Source organism: Neoakkermansia glycaniphila (genome assembly GCF_900097105.1).
Taxonomy (GTDB): Bacteria; Verrucomicrobiota; Verrucomicrobiia; order Verrucomicrobiales; family Akkermansiaceae; genus Akkermansia; species Akkermansia glycaniphila.
Genome location: NZ_LT629973.1, coordinates 1,467,984 through 1,489,660, shown reverse-complemented (window position 1 = coordinate 1,489,660; position 21,677 = coordinate 1,467,984). Strand labels below are relative to the sequence as shown.

At 58.3% G+C, this 21,677-nt stretch carries 15 protein-coding genes; 7 read left to right on the top strand and 8 right to left on the bottom strand.

The window, feature by feature from the left end; genetic code table 11:
• Positions 1-218: 218 nt before the first annotated feature.
• Both PYTT_RS06190 and PYTT_RS06185 read left to right on the top strand, forming a co-directional pair.
• Positions 219-1,100 carry a glycosyltransferase family 25 protein gene (locus tag PYTT_RS06190; protein ID WP_172801779.1) on the top strand — a complete coding sequence of 294 codons (882 nt, stop codon included), beginning with the start codon at positions 219-221 and terminating at the stop codon, positions 1,098-1,100.
• A 20-nt stretch (positions 1,101-1,120) separates the two neighbouring features.
• Complete coding sequence (locus PYTT_RS06185; RefSeq protein ID WP_067775598.1) at positions 1,121-2,128, top strand: hypothetical protein; 1,008 nt, start codon at positions 1,121-1,123, stop codon at positions 2,126-2,128.
• A 98-nt stretch (positions 2,129-2,226) separates the two neighbouring features.
• On the opposite strand, the gene PYTT_RS06180 is transcribed toward PYTT_RS06185, so the two are convergent.
• Positions 2,227-2,640 (bottom strand): DUF6941 family protein, encoded by a 414-nt coding sequence (locus PYTT_RS06180; RefSeq protein ID WP_067775601.1) that lies wholly within the window; start codon positions 2,638-2,640, stop codon positions 2,227-2,229.
• Between the two features lie 216 nt (positions 2,641-2,856).
• On the opposite strand from PYTT_RS06180, the gene PYTT_RS06175 reads away from it, so the two are divergent.
• Positions 2,857-4,725 carry a hypothetical protein gene (locus PYTT_RS06175; RefSeq protein ID WP_141675799.1) on the top strand — a complete coding sequence of 623 codons (1,869 nt, stop codon included), beginning with the start codon at positions 2,857-2,859 and terminating at the stop codon, positions 4,723-4,725.
• A 149-nt stretch (positions 4,726-4,874) separates the two neighbouring features.
• On the opposite strand, the gene PYTT_RS06170 is transcribed toward PYTT_RS06175, so the two are convergent.
• Entirely contained in the window at positions 4,875-5,123 is a 249-nt protein-coding gene (locus tag PYTT_RS06170) for a hypothetical protein (RefSeq protein WP_067775606.1), read from the bottom strand.
• 599 nt (positions 5,124-5,722) lie between these two features.
• Between PYTT_RS06170 and PYTT_RS13595 the strand changes: the two genes are divergently transcribed.
• Entirely contained in the window at positions 5,723-5,863 is a 141-nt protein-coding gene (locus tag PYTT_RS13595; RefSeq protein WP_172801778.1) for a hypothetical protein, read from the top strand.
• Positions 5,864-5,912: 49 nt separating this feature from the next.
• The gene (locus tag PYTT_RS06165; RefSeq protein ID WP_067775612.1) at positions 5,913-6,608 is read left to right on the top strand and encodes a YczE/YyaS/YitT family protein; all 696 of its coding nucleotides are present in this window, start codon (positions 5,913-5,915) and stop codon (positions 6,606-6,608) included.
• Positions 6,609-6,788: 180 nt separating this feature from the next.
• Here the strand turns inward: PYTT_RS06165 and lpxD are convergent, their stop codons facing one another.
• Complete coding sequence (gene lpxD, locus PYTT_RS06160) at positions 6,789-7,835, bottom strand: UDP-3-O-(3-hydroxymyristoyl)glucosamine N-acyltransferase (RefSeq protein ID WP_067775616.1); 1,047 nt, start codon at positions 7,833-7,835, stop codon at positions 6,789-6,791.
• Positions 7,836-7,863: 28 nt separating this feature from the next.
• Positions 7,864-8,490, bottom strand: a complete 627-nt coding sequence (locus PYTT_RS06155; protein ID WP_083076694.1) for an OmpH/Skp family outer membrane protein — start codon at positions 8,488-8,490, stop codon at positions 7,864-7,866.
• A gap of 111 nt (positions 8,491-8,601) precedes the next feature.
• Between PYTT_RS06155 and panC the strand changes: the two genes are divergently transcribed.
• Both panC and PYTT_RS06145 read left to right on the top strand, forming a co-directional pair.
• Positions 8,602-9,450: a pantoate--beta-alanine ligase gene (panC, locus tag PYTT_RS06150; protein ID WP_067775643.1), complete on the top strand. Its 849-nt coding sequence runs from the start codon at positions 8,602-8,604 to the stop codon at positions 9,448-9,450.
• Between the two features lie 27 nt (positions 9,451-9,477).
• Entirely contained in the window at positions 9,478-10,140 is a 663-nt protein-coding gene (locus PYTT_RS06145) for an ABC transporter ATP-binding protein (RefSeq protein ID WP_067775622.1), read from the top strand.
• A 108-nt stretch (positions 10,141-10,248) separates the two neighbouring features.
• Here the strand turns inward: PYTT_RS06145 and PYTT_RS06140 are convergent, their stop codons facing one another.
• From PYTT_RS06140 to mpl, 4 genes are all read right to left on the bottom strand, one after another.
• Positions 10,249-10,986 (bottom strand): hypothetical protein, encoded by a 738-nt coding sequence (locus tag PYTT_RS06140; protein ID WP_067775625.1) that lies wholly within the window; start codon positions 10,984-10,986, stop codon positions 10,249-10,251.
• 360 nt (positions 10,987-11,346) lie between these two features.
• The gene (locus PYTT_RS06135) at positions 11,347-19,203 is read right to left on the bottom strand and encodes a hypothetical protein (RefSeq protein ID WP_071133332.1); all 7,857 of its coding nucleotides are present in this window, start codon (positions 19,201-19,203) and stop codon (positions 11,347-11,349) included.
• 389 nt (positions 19,204-19,592) lie between these two features.
• Entirely contained in the window at positions 19,593-20,174 is a 582-nt protein-coding gene (locus PYTT_RS13835; protein WP_067777560.1) for a sugar O-acetyltransferase, read from the bottom strand.
• Between the two features lie 22 nt (positions 20,175-20,196).
• A complete protein-coding gene (mpl, locus tag PYTT_RS06125) occupies positions 20,197-21,606 on the bottom strand; it encodes a UDP-N-acetylmuramate:L-alanyl-gamma-D-glutamyl-meso-diaminopimelate ligase (RefSeq protein WP_067777548.1) in 1,410 nt (469 codons plus the stop codon).
• Between the last annotated feature and the right edge of the window lie 71 nt (positions 21,607-21,677).

Sequence of the window (21,677 nt, the reverse complement as noted above, 5' to 3'; positions counted from 1 at the left end):
ACCCGGAAGTCAATCAATTTACGCCTCGCTTGTCAAGACAATTTCTCGTATTCCGGCAGGATATGCGCTACCGGACGCCCCCGGTGTTTGATCTTGACATCCAAAGGATGCCTTGTTACGGTTCCAAACGGAACCGCCGCCTCCCGCCGGGAGGAATCCGCAGGATTGCATACACGGCCGGCAACGCGCTTCCAAAGGTTCATCCACTCATGCATTCCATGCGCCAAACAAGCCCGTTCTGGGACAGTCTCGACGCCGTCCTCATCATCAATCTCGCCCACCGCACAGACCGCTGGGAACGCATCACCGCCATGCTGAGGGATCTCGTCCCCGCCGAAAAAATCCATCGCCTCGATGCGGTGCGCGGCATCACCATGCCCGGCTACCTCGAACAGCCGTGGTTCACGGATAAAACACCGGAAAAAGTCGCCGTCATGCGCGCCGGATCCGCAGGATGCATCGCCTCCCACCGCAAGGCCATCGAGACCGCCCGCGACAACGGCTGGAAAAACGTCCTGATCCTTGAGGACGACGCCAACCTTTTCGACACGCTGGAAGGCCGCAAGGGCGACATGATCGCCGAAATCATCCGCGACCCGCAGGCATGGGATCTCTTCTACCTCGGCTTCTACCAGCGCCACTTCAAATACACCGTCTGCCGCGAAGAAACGATCGACGGCGAACCGTTCCGCCTCGTCCGCATGGGAGGCCCCATCATGCTGCACGCCTACATCGTCAACCAGAGCATCTACCAGCCTCTGCTGGACGGCATGCCGACGCAGGACGACATCTGGGAATGGAACGCATACTACGGCTCTATCGACGCATGGATGCAGAACTACTTTACCCGCGACCGCAACATCAAGGTATGGGGCACTCTGCCTCGCCTGTGCATGCAAATTGCCGATTACTCGGACCTGCTGGCACGCCCCCGCACCGTGGAAGAGGAGATGGGCATACACCGCACCGTGTTTGAAAACCCCGTCACCCTCGCCAGCCTCGAAGCATCCCTGCCCCGCTCCATCTGGAAGAAAATGTACGACGCCTACAAATACGGAGGCCGCCTCTTCCGCCACCGCCGCCACGGATTCACCAAATAAGGCCCTCGTTCCACCCCGGCATGAAAGACACTCCGACGCGCATCAAAATCATCCGCAAGGGTATCGAACGGGAGCATCCCGAAACCTTTGCCTGGGACGACCTCCTCTTCATCACGGATGCGTCCTGCACGGAATACGACTGGCTGATCGTCTACGACGAATTCCCGAAAGGCAGCACCGGCACCATCCTCCAAGGCTCGGAACGCCTCGCATGCCCCCGTGAGCGCACCATCCTCATCACGGTCGAGCCTCCCAACATCAAAATCTACAGCACGCCCTACGTGCGCCAGTTCGGCTACGTGCTGACCACCCACCCCGCGCGCCTGATGAAGCATCCCGGCCACCGCATCGGCAAGGGCTGCCTGCGCTGGTTCTATGAAAAGGACTGGGCCGCCATGGATGCCCAGACCGACTTCCCCAAGCCGGAAACGGTCTCCGTCGTCTGCTCCTCGAAGCAGCAGAAACGCACGCGGCATTTCGACCGCTACTCCCTCGTCCGCTATCTGGCGGACCACATGCCCGAGCTGCAATGGTTCGGTCACGGCGTCAAACCCATCCGAAGCAAAAACGAAGCGCTGGACGACTTCAAATACCACATCGCCATCGAGAATTACATCGCCGACGGCCATTGGACGGAAAAACCGGCAGATGTCCTTCTGTCCGCCGCCCTCCCCTTCTACGCCGGAGATCCGAAAATCACGGAAGTCCTGCCGCCCGGAAGCATCATCCCCATTCCTCTCGACAATCCACCCGAAGCCCTGCGCATCATCCGCGAGGCCATCGCCGCCGGAGAATACGAAAAACGCCTGCCCGCCATTCTGGAAGCCCGCCGCCTCATCCTGCACAAGTACAACATGTGGGCCCAGGTTGCGGAAATCATCGCCCGACACAAGGATGCACCCGGCTCCGCACCCGGCTTCACCCTGAAAGGCCGCCACAGGCTGCGGCGCAATCCCCTGAACGCCATCCGCGAAGGCTGGGACATCCTCCGTTACAAGGCGGGCAAACTCTTCGGAGCCTTTCAATAAGCCGCACGGCCGACCGACTGCGCTCGCCTAACCTCCTCACGAAAAAACTCCGCAGCCGAACGACTGCGGAGTTTTTTGAAAAGATCCTTGAAGGAAACTTACTGGGCGTCCTGCTGAACCTGCACGAGGCGAAGCGGCGTGCGGGAGATGAGTTCGCCGTCAAGCGTCACGTCCACGGAATAGTTGCCGGTCTTGTCGAACTTGAGACCCTGGAAGTTCATGATCAGGTTGCGGGTGAAGAAAGCAGCGCCTTCGGGAAGAGCGACGGTAAGATCGCCAACGATCGGCATGCGTTCGGGATCGAGAGCGACACCGTCTTCATCGACAATGGAGATGCCGAGCTTGTGGTCGCCTGCATCCTCGGGGGTCATGCAGAGGCGAAGAGCCAGAGAGCACATCGGGTGCACCACCGGGAATTGACGGGCGAAGAGAGTATCGAAGGCGCCTTGCACGCAAAGCTTGCCCTGATAGTCGGCTGCGTAATCGCAGAGAACAGCAACTTGGATATCCATAGTCTTGAGTAGAGTTTACATTAAAAACCTCCGCCAGCGGCGAAGCTTACAAAACGTAAGCTACCATAGCGCAGGATATATTCAAGGGAAAAAACAGTATCATTCTGTCATCGAAAAAAAGCCGCGCAGGGAATGTGCGGGGTGCGCGGCAAAAAGTTTGCCTTCTGACATCAATTTGGCTTCACCCTTTGCGGAAAACTCTTTAGACTGATGGGCGTGCCCATTTGTCCAAAATGTTCCAGCAATTTCCACCGGGGCGCGGAAGATCAATGTCCGCGTTGCGGTTTCAGCCTGAAACAGGCGGAACATATATTCGGCATCCACGATACCCCCTTCCAGCGGGTCACGGACGAAGCCGGGGCCCTCACCCACAAGGAACGCTCCGCCCTCGCCCAGATTCTGGAGAAGATCGAGCGGCGCATCTCCCCCGTAGCCCTGAGCGTCTACTTCACCGACCACGGGCAGCAGGAGCACTTCCGCAGCCACGCCCTGTGGATCATCAACCACCTGCGCCTCCACCACGCCAGCTTCGGCAAACGCGAACAGGCCAGAGCTCTGGACGATGCTCCCATCCTCATACGAGAGCAGGCAGACCAGCCGCACGGAGCGCCGTCGCCCGCCGGGCTGGCCGGGCGCACGAAAGACGCCTTCGACGAATGGAGAGAGAGATGGCACGACTTCCTTCATCCCCTGCCCCCTCCCGTCCGCCGGGAATGGATGCTGATTCTCGTCATCGACGTGCAGCTTGAGACAGCCTGCTTCGTCTGGGGGTACATGCTCGATCCCTACATCGACCCCGACCGCATCAACAGCTCCATCCTGAAAGCCCGCATCCCCATCCGCGAACGGGATGTCGTCCAGGCCATCAAAATCATGATGACGGAGGCGGCCCGCGAAATCGCCTCCAGCGGCCATACCGTCATACGCCATGCCGGCAAACACGGCCTCCTGCCCCGCGGCCAGCGCGCCACCCTCTCCGCCCTCACAGCCGCCGCCCTCCTCACCCCCTGCCTCTTCGCCCCTCAAACATGGGCCGTCCCCACAAGCGCGCCATCGCCGCCCATTGCCGAGGAAGTGGAAGAACCATCCGCCGCCGGGGACGATGCGACGCCCGCATGGCTACCCGCCGACTCCCAGCTGCTGATGCAGGGCAAATGGTGGTCGAGCTATCCGCCCATCCTCTTCGAACCGGAACCCGGCGCACCCCGCGCCAGACAGGCAACCCTTCCCCAAAGCAGCCTCCTGCCCGATCCGGCGCAGCTTCCCGAAAACGACAAAATCGTTCCGGCCGCCTACCTGAGCCTGTACGCCCAGAACGACCCCAGCAAACGCTCCAACCTCATCGACCCGCAGATGCTGCTCGCCGAGGTCGAGAAGAACGATCTGGAAACCCTTCTCAACGCCATCCCGAAGAAGTGCAACTTTCGCATCTACGTCAGCCTCTTCGTGCGCGGGCAGAAATACGACCCGAGAATCGACGCCCAGCGGCTGATCGCCCAGGTATGCCGCCCTCACGAGCGCAGCGTCCTCATCCAGTACCACCTCGGGGACTCGGAGAGCGTCCAAATCGCCTACGACCCCAATTTCCATGACGAACTCCCGGAGGGGGACCGCAACCGCATCCTACAGGAAGTCAAGGAAGAGGTATCCCGGTACTCCAACGGGCCGGATGCCCTCTACGCAGGCATCACTTCTCTGGCGGCGCGCCTCCATCCCGAAGTGGCGCAGCTGCAAAAGCTCGAAAGAAGGCGCCACAAGGAAGCCCAGGCCAGCACGGATATCGAAGTGCCTGCCGTCGACATCCAGATCGCCAGGGAACAAACGGAGAAAAAGGAATCATGGAAGGCCAAGCTGGCGGAAATCGCCCAGAACCCCGCCATGCTGACCATGCTCTATGCCGTACTGGGCGTTCTGGCCCTGTTCGGCGCCTTCATCCTCCTTTGGCGCCGCTGGAAGAGGCATATCCACCTTCTCGACTCCCATCCCGATATCCGGCTGGGCGCACCCTACGGGGCCGGAGTCAGCCGCACCGTCCGCTACATGGACGGAAAAGAACCGGCAGCGGATATCAGGGACGTTGTTTAACACACACTCTCTCGCCCCTTTCCTCCGCCGGAGGCTCCTTTACCTTACCGGGCCCATCATGCCCATCTTCCGGCATCCTGAGCATCCGGTAAGGAAAAAGGGTATTGACGGAGCGGACCGCCAATACCCTTGCCGAATAATTTCTACGCTTACTTGCCCTTGTTCCTACCGTTCTGACGTTCGGTATCATCAGGTTCAGCCGCGAGGAAGCTTTCCGTTTCCGCGGGAATGGCATACTCCGGCATAATATTGCCCTTTTGTTCGTCCAACTTGTCAATAAACAACCGCAAGGCAATACGCAGAACCGCAGTGCGATCCAAGGCATATTTCTTGCAGTACTCGTCCATGCGAAGCTGGAGTTCTTCTGGGCACCGGAATGCTATTAGTTTCATTTTCATTGTCTGATGGAGAGAGATTACCCGATTATTCCTCGATTTTTCGTTGGGAGGCTTGCTTTTCTGCCGCAAAAAGATCCTCCGGGGCCTGAGTCAAATGGTATTCCGGCATGATGTTCCCTCCCTGTGCATCCAATTGCTGCAAACATGATCGCAATGAAACCCGCAAAACCGTCGTCCGGTCGACGCCGTATTCTCTGCAATATTTGTCCATGCGTCTCCGGAGTTCATCGGGACATCTAAATGCAAGTAGTTTCATGCTCATATAGTGTGTGTGTGAGGCGTTATCGTAACGAAAAGGCTGGGTCAAATCAACCAATTTTTTGTTTCCAACAATTCTCCTGCCGGAATGAATATACTCGATTTTTATGTTAGGACAACGATATTTTTTCTGTTATGCATAAGTATCTCTTTTTCCGAGAATGGATTACAGCATAATAGTCAACCTCCTAACTTAACAAAACTCCAATATAATAGTATTTCAATGTGAAAAAACTCCAATATTATGGCATACTTTATGACAAAATATTTTTATGCAAATAGAGTGCCATTTTGAAAGATTCTTCTTGCCATTCTCTAATTGATAGAAAAATGTCATCTCTATGGCATTTTTCTATCCCGTCATCATCCGCTTGCCTGCTCTGGCAGCCATACAGGCAATACTGCCCTGTTGCGATCATGCCGCCCTAACTGCCTCCATGAGGTGCCTCGGCAAGGTGTATTTCGTCGCAAATACGCCTTGACAAAACCTCTACCCTGTCATACATAGCGGCCGCCTTCAAGCCATCGGCCATGAATTCGGAATCCCTGTATTACTGCAAACGAGTGTTGATCTACTGCATCGGCCTCTTCCTGCTTGCCACCGGCGTCTCGCTCTCCGTACTCTCGAATCTCGGCGTCTCGCCGCTCAACACGCTGCCCTACGTACTCAGCCGCATCACATCGGCCGAAATGGGTCTTTGCACCTCGCTTGTCTTCGTCGGCTTTATCGCTCTGCAAGCGGTCATTCTGCGCCGCGAATTCAAAATGACCACCCTCCTGCAGATACTCTGCTCCTTCCTCTTCGGCTACTTCGTTTCGCTGGCATCGGCCTGTACCTCCTGCCTGCCTGCATGCGGCAGCTATCCCCATCAGCTCCTCTACCTCATCGCCAGCATGGCATTGGTAGCGCTCGGCATTCTGTTCTACCTGAGCGCCGATCTGCTCTCCCTTCCCGGCGAAGGTGTCATGCAGGCCGTCTCCTACAAATCCGGCATCGCCTTTTCGCATTCGAAAATCTGTTTCGACTGCACCATGGTCGCCGGCGCCATCCTCCTGTCGTATATCTTCTTCCAGAGATTGGAAGGGGTACGTGAAGGCACGGCCATTGCCGCCGTCGGCGTGGGCGGATTTCTCAACCTCTTCACGCGCCTCTGGAAAAACAAACTCGTCCATTTTCTGGATCGCCGGGACGAAGAAGAGGAAGATTGCAGCGAAACGGCCGGTTAAAAACATCAGGCAGCCTTTACCGGGCATTCATGGTCCATCGTCCATGGGAGGAATATCGATCTGCCAGAACTCCCACGGAGGTACGGCTCCCCTGAGAGACTATTATGGGACAGCCAGCCGGATACAGGCATCATCTTGTCCGCCCTTGCAGGCAGCACAGCCGGTACATGGCCGTAACGATCAGGATTTCGAAGGATTCTGCCCTTCTGCCGCTTTTTTCAGATCCCGCACATCCTTCACCAGCTCGGGCAAGCGGCGGATGCAGGCATATTGCTTCTTCGCCTGCATGAACTCGCTGGCAGGCGTGCCCCAATAAACCTTGCCGCCCTCCAGATGGGTGATGACCCCGGCTTGAGCCGCAATCGTCGCCTTGTCGCCCACTTTCAAATGTCCGGCAATGCCGACCTGTGCAGCTACGGTCACATAATCGCCGATCTGCGTACTGCCGGCTACTCCGGACTGAGCCACGAGAATGCAATGCCTGCCGATCGCCACATTGTGTCCGATCTGCACGAGATTATCGATCTTGGTTCCTTCACCGATGACGGTGCGACCGAAGCGGGCACGGTCGATCGTCGTATTCGCTCCAATATCCACATGGTCGCCGATCTCGACGATACCCACCTGGTCGATACCCTCATAACAGCCGTTGGCGCCCATCAGGAAGCCGAAACCATCGGAGCCGATGACGGCGCCCGGCTGAACCACAACGTGCGAACCGAGGCGGCACCGCTCGCGCACGACGACGCGCGCATGAAGCTTGCAACATTCGCCGACTACGGCGGACGCTCCGATCACGCATCCCGGGCCGATATCCGAACCGCTACCGATGCAGGCTCCTGCTTCGATCACCGCTCCGGCGCCGATGCGCACGGCAGAGGCATCCAGCTTCGCCGAAGGATCGACGACGGCCGACGGATGAATGCCGGGAATCCATGCCGTGGACACGCTCATGAAATGCTTCACAAGGGCATTGAACGCCAGCGAAGGATTGGCTACTTCGATCAAAGCGATGCCTTCGGGATACTGGGGAAGACCCGGAGGCACGAGAACGACCCCTGCACGCGTGGCAAGAAAGTCGTGAAAATATTTTTCGTTGCCAAGAAAGGCAGCATCATCGCTGCCGGCCTCGGACAATGTGGAAACTCCGGAGATTTCACTCTCCGGAGTTCCGATTAACAGCTTACCCCCCGTCAGTTCCTGAACGGCTGCAAGTGTGAGCTTCATGAATCGCAAAATGGGGGGGATGACGCGCTTAGTTGGCTGCCGGAGCGGCAGGCTGGTCGAGAGGAGCGTTCGGATCAAATCCGGCGGGAGCATTCTTGTTCAGCTCGGATTTCATGGCCGGAGTAATATCAAGGCTCTTCTTGGCGAACACGAACGTATGCGTACCGGAAGGAGTCACCGCGCTGCTGTCGAACACGATATCGAAGTTTTCCGCGCTGGCCTTGTCCTGCACTGCCTTTTCGATCTCGGTGATGATGCTGCTCATATCGCGCTTGACCATTTCCTGGAAGGCGATCTGCTTGCGCTGCATGAAGTTCTTGTATTCGTTTTCAGCAGACATGGCATCGTTCTGCTTCAACTGGAACTCCTTGGAGATGGCCTGGCGGCGGGCATCGTTCAAGGTCGGGTCGTTATACTGCTGCCTGATCTTCTGCAGCTCTTCGCCCAAGGCCTTGAGCTTGTCCTGGCGTTCCTTGGTTTCGTTTTCGATCTTGATGCGCTGCTCGTTGATCTTCTTCTGGGCTGCATGCGTCTTGTAGTAGGATCTGAACAAATCCTGCACGTCTACGGACGCTACCTTCAGTTCCGCCGCCGTTGCCGTTGTGGCAAGACCGAGCATCGCCGTCGCAATAAAAGAAATATGGGACAATTTCATGTGTACACAGTGTCTTCTGACACCTTCACTTTATCTGCGACCGGGAACCATGTCAAGGGTTCGGCATGTCTTTCCCCTTGAATTTTCGGCATAATCGTGTACTCTTTCCCCGTGCAGAATATTTCCACCAAGCAGGCCCTTCGCCGGGCTCTGGCAGACAAGAGGAGCGGCCGCATCGTTTTCGTACCGACCATGGGCGCACTTCACGAAGGCCATGCCAGCCTCCTGAGGCAGGCACGCGAGCTGGCCGGAGCAGAAGGCTGCGTCGTCGCCAGCATCTTTCTGAACCCTGTCCAGTTCGACAACGCGGGAGATCTGGCCTCCTACCCCAGCACGCCGGAAGCCGACCTGAAGCTCTGCGAAACGTGCGGCGTCGATATTGCATTCACCCCCGATCCCGCAAGCATGTATGAAGGCGACCGCTCCATCTCACTGGAAGAAACGAACCTCTCGACCGCGCTCTGCGGCGCAACCCGCCCCGGCCATTTCGCCGGAGTTTGCCTCGTCGTCAACAAGCTCTTCAACCTCGTCCAGCCGACGGATGCCATCTTCGGCAAAAAGGACTACCAGCAGCTCGCCATCCTGCGCCGCATGGTGCGAGATCTCGATATTCCCATCACGCTGCACGGAGCCGAAATTGTCCGGGAAGCGGACGGGCTTGCCCGCTCATCGCGCAATGTCCGACTCACTCCTGAACACCGCGCCGCCGCTCCCGCCATCCGGCAAAACCTCCTTGCCGCCAAACAGGCCTACGAAACGGGGACGAATGCCGACGACGTGCGCCGGGATCTGACGGCCGCCCTTGAGGCGATTCCGGGCGTCCGGGTGGATTATGCCGAACTCGTCGATGCGGAAACCCTGCACGAACTCCGCACACCTGCTTCCCCCGCGCTGCTTGCCGTCGCCGCCTGGTTCGGCGATGTGCGGCTCATCGACAATATCGAGCTTCAGCGTGCCTGATTTCCACCCCCCATCCACATCCCTCACGTGATCAAAGCCATCAACCTCCACCGCAGCTATACCATCGGCAAAAAAACGATCGAAGTGCTGCACGGGCTGGAACTGCACATCCGGCCCGGAGAGAAAGTCTTTCTGTGCGGACCGAGCGGAGCCGGCAAAACCACGCTCATGTACACGCTTGCAGGCCTGGAAATGCCACAGCAGGGCACAGTGGAAATCGGCGGCAAAAGCATCTACGGACTCTTGACAAAAGCGCGCGCCGAATTCCGCAACAGGATGATGGGCTTCATCTTCCAGAACTACATGCTCATGCCGGAACTCACGGCTCTGGAAAACGCCTCACTGGCTACGGCCATTGCCGGACGCGAAGCCACGCAGGAAGTCACCGCCCTGCTGGACCGCGTCGGGCTGGGCAACCGGCTGGACCACCTGCCCAACGAACTGAGCGGCGGCGAGCAGCAGCGCGTCTCCATCGCCCGCGCACTGGCCCACAATCCGGAAATCATTTTCGCGGACGAACCGACGGGCAACCTCGACTCCCGCAACAGCAACGAAGTGCTGGACCTCCTCTTTTCCCTTGCCGACGAACGCAAAAAAACGCTCGTCATCGTCACGCACGATCCGAACATCGCCAAACGCGGAGACCGCATCCTGACCATCCGCGACGGCATTGTATGCGACGAGGCATAATCGCTGCCTTTCAGTTCCCTCGCTGAACATTCCACCCCTCCCAAAAAGAACGGCCGCCTCTTGCCGAAAGGCGGCCGCCGATCAAATCGTATGCAGGCAAAGCACCTGTCAGGCAGCACGCCGACGGCGCAGGGCCAGCCCCGCAAAACCGAACAATCCGAAAGCTGCAATGGAAGGTTCCGGAATAATGCTGGAAGTTTGAGTCAGCGTCAAGGCGTTGATCGTACCGCGTTCACCCATTCTGCCGATCGTCAAATTGCCGAGAGCATCCGCATGCCCCGTCAATTTCAGCACCACGTAATCGGCGCTTCCACGCAATGTATGAGTCTTTGAAGAAGCAGCCAGATCAAGCGTGCTGTATGCGCCTGAAGCCGAACTGGTCACATACTGTTCCGCCTTGGTAATATAGTTGGTATCAAGCGTAAAATACTGGTCGTTCGCACGATTCTGGCAACCGTAAACAACATACATCGTATAGCTTTCATTGGCCACAAGGCCGGAGAAAGACGTCGTCTGTACGCCCGCTGCACCATTGGTCAGCCCGGTCTGGTACACATTGGCGGTCATGCTGATTCCCGTCGTTCTTAAAAATTCAGCCAGAATATCCGCATGAAGCGTCGTCGTGGAACCCGTGCCATAATTGCCTGTATTGAAGTTGCCACCGTTGGCACTCACGGTCAATTGATACGGAGATGTCACGGAAATACTTGCTCCTCCGGCTTGCGTATGGGTCGTCCAGCCGACATCCACGGATGTCGAGCCGAAATTGACGGCCTTGGTATCCGGAGCGGCGGCGGCAATACCACAACACGCCAGAGAGATTAGTGTTAAAGTGATTTTTTTCATAATCAGTCCAAGTTAAAATAAAAAAGACATTAAATCATAATGACTTTTCCGGGAATAATCATAACGGATTGCCAATCCGCCGTCAACAGGAAAATGACTTAAAATCATGCTCATGGAGATATTATATATGGTGTATGTTTTTTTCTTCCCTACATCACATCAAAAAAACTGAAAAGATATATAGTAAAGCCATAACGGATTGGCAATCCGCAATCAATGAGAATTTCTGATAAACAACCATATAATTATCGTAAAACAATGATTGCGTGCTATATAGACGGACACGCAAAAGCCGGAGGGGGCATTTCCCCTCCGGCTCTGCCGTTGCGTGGTTGCGGTCGGTTGGTTCGCGCCGTTCCTTTAGAAGTTGTAGCGGTAGCCGATTCCTCCGCTTACTTCCGTGCTCCGGCTGCGCGCATCAAGGTTGATTTCCATGAAGATGCTGCTTTGCAGTTCGACCGGTATCGTGAGTCCGAGGCCTACTTCCACTCCCGTGCTTCCGGGTTTGATTCCTTCTACCGTGCGTTTGTACCCTTTCGCGTCCGCAAAGGCTACGTCCGCTTCTACCTGCCGGTCTCCTATGTCCTGCAGGAGCATGGCCCGCGCTTCGAGGGTGGCCGTGCGGTTGAAGAGGTTTTGCCCGACGGAGGCGATGTAGCGGCCGCCCACTCCTACCGTGCCGTAGGTGGTGTCCATGTTTTCGACGCTGAGGTTGGCGTTGCCCGCTCCCGTTTCCGTGTAGCCTTTCATGCGCGCGCTGTTGAGGCTGGCGTTGAAGAGGGGCTGGACGAGGGATTTGTAGTCGGTGTCCAGCGCGATGTCGTAGGCGAGTTCGTACATGGCGCCGAAGCTGCTGCCGTCCGTGGTGCCGCTGGTTTTGTACTGGCCGGCGCCGTAGTTGACGGTGCGGTCGAGGTCGGCTTTCGCGGTGCCGCCCGTGAGGATGCCGACGTGGGACCATTTGCCGCTCTGTCCGCGGAGGTAGAGGCTGGTGAGGTAGCTGTCGACATGTCCGCTGGCGGTGTCCGCTCCGGTGGCGGTGAGTTTGCCGTAGTTGGCGGTGAAGGCGACGCCGAGGGTGATGTGGCGGCTGATGTCGCTGTCAGCTCCGATGGTGCCGCCCCAGCTGCTGAGTTTGTAGCCGGGCTGGTCTCCGTTCTGCGAGATGTCGCTGTTGGCTCCGTTGAAGCTGGCCCAGGCGTTCCAGTAGGGGAGGTCCTGCTGGACGACAGAGGGGTCGATTCCCATGGTGACGGTGCGGTTGCGGATGGCTCGCATGTTGCGTTCCTGGGTGCCGAGCTGCGCCGCGTTGAGGGTGGTGACCGTGGCCCCTGCAGCCGCCGCCATGATGGTGTTGGCTGCCGCTTTGCCCGATGCCGTGTTCTGGTTGATCTGGTTGTCGAGTTCCGTCATCAGTCTGGAGAGGTTGCTGTCTGCAGCCGTCGCCTGCGGGTTGACCGTGACCAGCATGTTGTCCAGCAGGGCGCCGCCGGCACGTCCGTTGACGGTCGTGGCTTCATGGACGTAGAAGCCGCGCGTGTTGGCGGAGGTGGTGAGGACGAGTTTGCCGTTTTTGACGTGGACGGTGGAGAGGTTCGCATCAAAGTATTTGCTGAAGAGTTTGTCGTAGGAGATGGTGTAGTTGCCGTCTCCCGTCAGGACGACTCCGTCGGCCAGGGTGATGTCGATGGGCATGCTGCCGTTGATGATGCTTTGGTTGCTCGCTGCAGAGAAGCTGAAGCGGGCTCCGTCCGATACGTTCAGGACACCGGTGTTGCTGATGAGGGGGCTGTCGCTGTTGGGGAAGAGTCCGGCCGCCGCCGTGTTGACGATGAAGCCGAGGGTGCCGCCCGCTGCGATGGAGCCGCCGTCGATGCGAAGCTGGTTGTTCTGTCCGTTGCCGTTGGCTCCGTTCAGGATGACTGTGCCGCCCTGCCCGATGTTGACCTGGCGGTAGCTGGCGTTGCCTCCGGCGTAGTTCAGGGCGATCGTGCCGCTTCCCGTGGCGGTCAGTGCGGTTTCAAGGCCGCCCGTGCCGTTGATGGCGAGGGTGCCGTTCGTGTTGGCCAGGGTGCCGCTGTAGTTGTGCAGGTCGCCCTCGATCGTGCCTCCGGCCGTGGTGGTGACGTCGCCGGTGCCCGTGAGGCTGCTGCCCGCGGCCATTTGGAGGCCGCGTACGGTGGCGGAGCTGCCGTCTGCAAGGTCAAGGCCGGTGGAGGCGGCGAGGTTCAGGGAGAGTCCCCGGATGCTGCTGTCCGCGGCCAGCATGAGCGAGCCGTTCCGGATGTCGAGGTTGCCGGTGTTGTCGCTGCTCGCGAGGCTGCCGGTGTACATCGATGCCTGCGGCAGGGCCAGGATCATGGTGGCGTTGTCGGCCACGTCGATGGAGCCGTTGGATCCGGCGGCAAGTCCGTTTACCGTGAGGGTGCTGCGGTTGCCTCCGATTTCCATGCGGCCGCCCTGCAGGTCCAGCGTGCCGAGGGTGGTGCGGCTTTGCGCTCCCGTGGCGGCGAAGGTGCCGTGCGCATCCACCTGCAGCGCCGAGATGTCGTTGGTTTTGCCTGCACCCGTCAGGGCGAGTTTGCCTTCTTTGACTTGAAGCAGGCTGTTGCTGCCAATCGTGACGTTGCCGCCGATGCCGAGGCCGTATGTTCCGTCTTTGACCAGTTTCGTGTCGGTGGCGGTGAGGTTGCCGAGGTAGGTGGTGTCCGATGTGCCGTTGCGCAGGGTGACGAGCGTCTGTTCGCCCGCGACGCTGCTCTGCAAGGTGAGCGTGGCCGTGCGGCTGGCTTCGCCGTTGCCGTACATTTGGTTGATGACGAGGCCGTCCGTTTTGTCGGCAGGCGCCGTGCCCGGCAGGTCGATGAGCATGTCATGGTCCATCTGGACGGCGGTGAAGCCGTCCAGGCTCTGATAGGTTGCGAGCGTGTAGGCGTCCGGCTGCGTCAAGGCTCCGTCCACGGAAGCCACGAAGACCGTGTTCAGGCGGGCGGTGAAGTTGATGTTGCCGCCCTGGATCTGCGTGTCCGCGACTTTGAGAGACATCGAGTTGCCGAAGACGATGTCGCCGATGTTCGCCGTCAGCGTTCCGTTCGTGGCAAACAGGCTGACTGTGGCCGAGTCGTTGCCGATGGCCGTTTTCAGCGCTGCCACGAGTTCGTCGGAGAGGTTGGCGGTGAAGGCGCCGTTGACAGTGAGGTTCGCTCCCGTGACGATGCTTTTCGCGGTGTCCGCACCTGCGCCGTTGATGCTGGCCGTTCCGGTGCCGAAGGTCAGGAAGGCCGTGTTCAGCGTTGCCGTACCCGTCAGGCCCGTGATGCGCGCTCCGCCGTTCGTGGTGCGGAGCGATGTGATTTTGGCGGCGTCCATGCCTCCGAAGTTCGTCGTCAGCGCACGGGCCACGTTGATGTGGACCTGTCCGATCGTTCCAGTCGCTCCCGTGATGTTGCCTCCCGTGACGGTGAGGGCGCCCATGTCGATCCCGTTCAGGTTCAGGCTGCCCGTGCCGTTCGTGCCGCCCGTCATGGCGATGGCGGTGGCGTTGTCCACCGTGCCGTTCAGGTCGCCCGAAGAGAGGGTGAGCGTGTGCGCTCCGCTCAGGCGGGAGGTGTCCGTCATGACAAGGTTGTTCATCGTGGCGTTCGCGTTGAGCTGGAGGCCCGTGCCGGCTCCGAGCGCGACATCCGTCGCTCCCAGTGTGCCGATGAAGGTGCCCGTGCCCGCGAGGTTGAGCGTGCTGCCCGCTACCTGTGCAATGGTGCCGGCCAGAGTGGCGTTGCCATCCGTGCTGAGCGTGGCGTTGCCCGTCATGGTGAGTTTGCCCGTGTAGGTGCTGGCGGCAGCTCCGAAGGTGAGGGTGCCCCCGTTGACGGTGGCATCGTAGCCGACGGCCGCATTGCGGTCGGTGAGCGTGCCCGTGAGGGTCATGGTTTTGTCGCCCAGCGCCAGCGTGAAGCCGTTGGCGAAGGTGGTGGTGCCCGTGAGGTTGAGGGCGCTCGCCGTGCCGTTGAGGGTGATGCTGCCGCTGTAGGTGGTGGCGCCTGCCAGTTCCAGTACGCCGTCAGTGGCGGTGATGGCGGCGGTCGTGAGCGCCGTCTGGCTGAGTTTGAGGGTGCCGGCTCCGCTCTTGGTGATGGCGGTGGTGCCCAGGTACTCGGTCCATGTGACGATGCCTGCCGCCTGCGAGATGTCGATGTGCGCGGCGGTGGAGCCCGCGGCCAGCGTCAGGTTGCCCGAGAGGATGTCGTCTTCCCAGCCCGAGGCGTTCGCCCCGTATTTCAGCGTCGCCCCATCGCTCATGGTGACGGTGCCCGTGCCCAGCGCTCCCGCCGTCCGGATTTCCGTCGTACCATCCCGAAGTTCTACATTCGCAAAGTGGTTGTTCACTCCTACAACCAAAGTGCCAGCACCGTTCTTCACCAATGACCCAGTCGTCGTGAAGCCGGAATCACCAATAATTTCATATGTGTTCTGAGCAGACATATTGACGAGAATATCTCTTACACTCAATCCACCGGGGTTGATTTGGAGCGTCGTCGCAGCCGCCGCTGCAAAAGCCGAATCCGCGAATACGATTCGATCGTTTGCCGTCGGCGCACCCGTGTGCCCGGACGGTACGATCCAAGCATCGGCCAAAGATGCATCGGCCGATGAGCCACGCCACCCGTAGGCATCCTGGAAATTCGGATCCACCTGAAGCCACAGTTCGCCGTTTGCCAGATATTCCAGCGTGTAGGATACGTCTGTCGTCGAGGCAGCTACGGTCACCATGGCATCCGTCAGCGCACCGCCGTCCCACAGGGCCACTTTGATGTGGTCACCGATGGTGAAGTCGGTCACTCCATTGAAATCAACGACCGTACCTGCCGGAGCATCCCCCCGGATATTCCAGAAGTTGTCGGCGCTCGTAAAGTAAATGGTGCCCGTATGCGTCACATTCCTCGTATTGAGAGTTATATGGGGAGCAAGAGTGATCCCTCCGGTAGAGGCGCCGCCCGTGCCGGCCGTCAAGACGGAATTGCTGTCTGTAATACGGATCGGATTCGCCACCGTAAACGCAGCCATATCCAGCGTGCCGCCGGAAAGTATGATCGAACTCGCACCGAACGCCGTGGCACTCCCTGCGATAAGGGTTCCGTTTCGGATCACCGTATCGCCCGTATAATCGCTCGCTCCATTGTTGCCGGACCCGGAAAGCCGCACACTGCCGCCGCCATCCATGACGATGCTTCCTTCGCCTGTGATTTTTGTCTCCCAATCATTCACGCTGCCCGCAACGTAAGTATCGCCCGTCGAAAACAGGAGTACGGCATCTGCCCCCAATGTTGTATCGAACGCCCACGTGGCTCCGGCACTGCGTGTCATCGTACCAGCATCCAGAGTACCCCGGCCGCTCACTGTCAAATGGGCTCCGCTTGCCGTCGTGTCGCTTGACGTGATGCGGCCCAGTTTCATATTCGCACCGTCCGCCAAGGCAAATGTTTTTGTGCCTCCGTCGTACAGGCTTTCTGTAAAGCTGACATCCGACGCCACATTGAATGTTTGATCGCTGCCCAATGTCAACCTTCCGGCAAATGTCAAGGCGCCGCTGCCGGCAGCTCCCAGCGTCACGGCACTCGTGCCTGAGACTGCTACATTGGCATTGATCGTACGCGCCGCCGCATCGCTCCGCAGCGTGGAATTGTTGTTCAGGGTAATATCGCCCGTGCCAAGAGTGCCGGCTCCCGCCAGTTGCAACGTGGTATTTGCCGCAATGGTCGTATTGCCGGTATAGGTGTTGGTTCCGGTAAACGTTACCGTCTGGCCGCTGCGATTCACCGTCACGCTTCCGGTGCCGCTGATGGCTCCGCCGTACGTTTCGTCGGCAGTGGTTCCACCGATGGTAAGGCTCGTATTGGTTCCCTGCAAGACCAAATCGCCCTGGAACATGGTACCGGTCACCGACAGCGACATCGCCGCCGTGCTGCCCGCACCGTCGAGCGTCAGAATCCCCGTATAGCCCGCATTGTCGCCGCTTAACGTCAAGGCACCCGTACAGGCAGCGTTCGCCCCGGTGAAGGAAGAAACATCCCTGGTGATGGTGAACGCTCCGCTGCCCGACAAAACACCCGATAAGGTGGCTGCACGGGCCGCATTGTTATTAAAGAACATGCTGAATACGCCGCCGCCATCTGCAATATTGATGGACATCGGCATGGTCCAGTTCCCCTGATTGTTTCTCCAAGCCGTACCATCAACCGTCATGCCGGCAAAACCCGTCGCCATGGAGCCGTTGTCAAGAGTGACCGAACCACCCCAGTTATGCGCAGCAATGGCCAATGAAGATCCTCCGGTAACGATCCAGTTCAAGTTCGACAGGTTGGATCCCGTATCCATCTGAACGCGACCTCCTCCGGCCACGGTAATGACAGTACCCGGATTTGTCGCCGAGATGGTCGCTGCACCTGCCGGTGCGCCTATGCGCAGTGTTTTGCCCGCTGCGAGATCCCATGTCTGGGATGCCGTCAATCCAACGGTGCCGGTCATGAATACGTACCCGGCAGCATCATTGCCCACGCTCAGCCCACCCGCACCCAAAGAAAGTGCGCCATTGAATCTCGTGTTGCCTCCCGAGACGACAAGGCGGCCATCCGTACATGTGATCGCATTGCTCAGGATCATTGACGCGGCCGTATCGAACACAAGCGACCCGCCTGTCACCGATACTGCTCCGGTACCCCATCCACCCGTATGCCGCACGACCAACGAGCCCCCGCTTACCGATATGGCACCGGTGCCCAATGCGCCTGACTGCTGCACGATCAACGTACCGCCGCTTACCGTGGTACCGCCTCCATAATCATTGGTCAAATTCAAAGTCAACGACCCTGCTCCGACCCTCAATGCCGTATTGCTCCCCGTCAGCTTGCCTCCTCCGGCATCCGCCACGAAGGTGTAATCGCCGCCTGCCACATGGATCGAAGGCGAGCCGATATCGCCGCTCAGTATGACCGTGCCTGCCCCTTGTGCGGAGAATGTGACATGGTCGTCGGCATGGAAGTAATCGGCGGCACTGCCATTCAGCCAGTTCTGATTGGAATTATTATCGATGTCCCAGGTCATACTGCCCGGCGAGCCGTTCCAGACAAGATCGATCGCAGCCACATTCGCAATCAGAGACTGCGCCGTCGAAGAAGACCAGTCGACGGTCGTGCGGCCGGATAAACCGGTCACCTGAAATTGCGCGGCATCGTAACTCAGCGTCCCGGTCGTCGTCAGCAGGATGTAGGATCCGTCTGCAACGCCCGGAGCAAGATGGATGACTTGCCCCGTAGCCAGCGTGACATTCGCCGAACCAAAATCCAGCGTTCCAAGCGATGTTCCCTGCCATGAGAGAGTTCCGGCCAGATTTACGGTTTCCGTTCCGGCGGCGATTGTTCCTCCCTGTGCGCCGACATTCAGCGCATTGGCAATGGCGGCAGGGATGGCGTCAAACTCCAATCTTCCGCCGTTCAAGGTAATGGCGCCCGTGCCCAGCGTCGTGGCATCCTTGACGCGCAGAGTGGATGCATCGCTGACGAACCAGCCGGAAGAGAGTGGCGCGCCCGTCACGCTGGACTGATTGAAAGCGGCAGTCGCCCCCGACGAGTTGACATAAAATGTACCGCCTCCATATACATAGATGTTCCCCATGTCCGTTCTTCCGGCGGTCGTATTATTGGTCAGATACTTGTTGAAGGTCAACGTCTGGCCGGCTGCAATGCTCACATCCAGATTGCTCCACAAATTCATGGCGACAAAACTGCCGTTGAATGACGTCGAATAGCGCAGATCCAGCAAACAGGTCGTCCTCCCGTCTACAACGGAGCCTCCCGTGAAGTTCGCCACACGCGTTGCATTGTTGGCGTTTATGGCATAACCTGAACCGGACACAACCATGCCGCCGATCGTGAAATGCGTTATATTCGAATTGCCGTAATCCACACTGAGAGTTTTATTGGCGGGCTCTTCCCCCAAAAGCATGATATTGGCATAAGGATTGGCTGTATTGCCTATCCTGAAACCTGCCGCCGTACCTGCAGAGTTGACCGCCGGATCCCAGTTCGCCGCTGTACCTACCGAAGAGTTATTACCCAGCCACGTATGGGTAGTCCCATGGGCAAGGTTGCAAGTCAGGGAGAGAGTCAGTTGGGCGGCAAGAATTGCCTTGCGCCATGCTGTGGGGATATGCAATTTCATAGTTACTTTTATTAATTAGCAATTCGCGCGCTTGGTATCAAGTAAATAGATGATATCGCAAAAGACGTCTCATGGCAATCAAACAATTACAATTGAGATTGCATAATATTGAGAAACAAATCCATCCCATAAATTGTTAGCTTTTATTATGAGCGATTAATATTACCATTAAAAGCATAAGGGAAACGTGTACCCCATAGTTGAAAACATCCGTATATACAATTAGGATTGCATCTCTGGTCTACTTGTGGTCTTTTGACGGCAAGGGCGAAATTTCCGGACGCAAAGGCAGGACCTGCCGGATAACAAACGAATATGCATTTCTGCCCATTGAAGAGCCGTACATACCGCCAATCCCCCTGTTCCACAGGCGGAATTTGCATTCCCGTTCAACGATTCGCACGGACAACGCAGCAGGGGTTGCCGAACGCCACCGTGTTCGACGGGATGGAATGCGTGACCACGCTCCCCGCGCCGATCACGACATTGTCCCCGATCGTCACGCCGGGCAGTATCATCGCACCGCCCCCGATCCACACATTCTTGCCGATCACGACCGGCGCCGTAAGCGTCTTGCAAAAGGCGAACCCTTCGCCGGAGGATTCACCGAACCTGTCCGCCGCATTCGTCGGATGGAAGGCGGTGTAAATCTGCACGTTCGGCGCAATCAACGCATGGTCGCCGATCTCGATGCGGTTGCAATCGAGAAAGGTACAGTTCATATTGATCTCGCAGTGATCGCCGAGGTGGATATTCTCCCCGTAGTCCACATAAAAGGGCGCCGTGATCCAGCTATGCGCACCCCGGCTGCCCAGAAGCCGCGCAAGCACGCGTTCCCGGCCTTCCAAATCGGCAGAGGCGAGATTGTTGTACTCGCGGGCCAGATCCTTCGCTTCATGCCACCGGCGCATCAGCTCGGCATCGCCGCAATCGTACAGCTCGCCGGCCAGCATCTTTTCACGCTCGGTCATCATGGCGGCCTTCCTTTCCCTTCTAGTCTTTCTTCCTGTTCTTGAACGCCTCGAGCAGCTTGCCGTGAATACCGTCGAAACCGCCGTTGCTCATCACAAGCACCACATCGCCCGGCTGGGCCTCGGCCTGAATATGCTTCACGATGGCGGGCACATCCTGCCCGATGAAAACCTGGCGGCCGAGAGCTTCCAGATCCTTGCCGAGCTTGTCGATATCCAGCTGGTCTTCCTTGCTGATCTTCTCCTTGTTCTCCAGAGCGGAGACGACGGGCCTGTCCGCCGTGGCCAGCGCAAGAGCCAGCTCATTCTGGAAAATCTTCCGCATCGTCGTATTGGAACGGGGCTCGAACACGCCCCAGATGCGCGCTCCGGGATAGCGCTGCCGCAACCCCGTCACCGCGTGCTTGATGGCGGTGGGATGGTGCGCGAAATCGTCCACCACGGTGATACCGTCCTCCTCGCCGCGCACCTGCTGGCGGCGGGCTACGCCTTCGAACCTGCGAAGGCTCTCGGCGACGACCTCCTGGGGAATGCCTGCAAACCGCGCCGCCGTAATGGCCATCGAAGCATTGCGCACGTTGAACTCGCCGATCATCGGCAGTTCATAGAGATAGCCTTCCAGCTTCCACGTACAGCCTTCGGGCTTGTATTCCACATCGGAAATTCGGATGTCGGCATCCTTCGAGAAACCGAGCGTCTGAACCGGGCAGGGTACGGGCTTGCCGTCCTCGCCGGGGCGGGTCAGGTCGAGGCAATTCGGATCGTCCGCATTCACGAGGGCAAGGCCATTGCGGGGGACGACTCGCAGCAGGTGGCGGAAACTCCTCTTGATTTCCTCGACGTTGTTGTAAATATCCGCGTGGTCGAACTCGATATTGTTAACGATCACGACCTCCGGCAGATAATGCAGGAACTTGGAACGCTTGTCGAAAAAGGCGGTATCGTACTCATCGCCCTCCAGCACGCAGAACTCGGAATCCGTGAACCTCCCGCCGCGCTTCAGATTATTGGCGATGCCGCCGATCATGAAGCTGGGATCCTTCCCGGTGTACTCCATGATCCATGCGAGCATGGAAGTCGTCGTCGTCTTGCCATGGGTGCCGGTCACCACATAGTTTTTCTTGCCGCGCAGGAAATGCTCCTTCATCACCTCCGGCAGCGACACATAGTAAAGCTTCCGCTCCAGCACGGCCTCCACCTCGAGATTGCCCCGGCTCATCGCATTGCCCACGACGATCACATCGGCCTCCGCCGGAATGTTGGAAGCGGCGTAGCCGTCGAACATGCGAATGTTTTCGGCAGCGAGGAAGTCGGACATCGGAGGATAGATCTTCGCATCCGATCCGGTCACGGTGTAGCCCTTGCGGGCCATGGCTGCCGCCACGGCGCCCATCGCCGTACCGCAGATTCCGAGAAAATGAAAATGTTGCATATAAAAAGATTCCCTTGATTATTGGCGCATGCCGGGCTTCACACTCCCGCCCGGACCGGGAAATCATACGG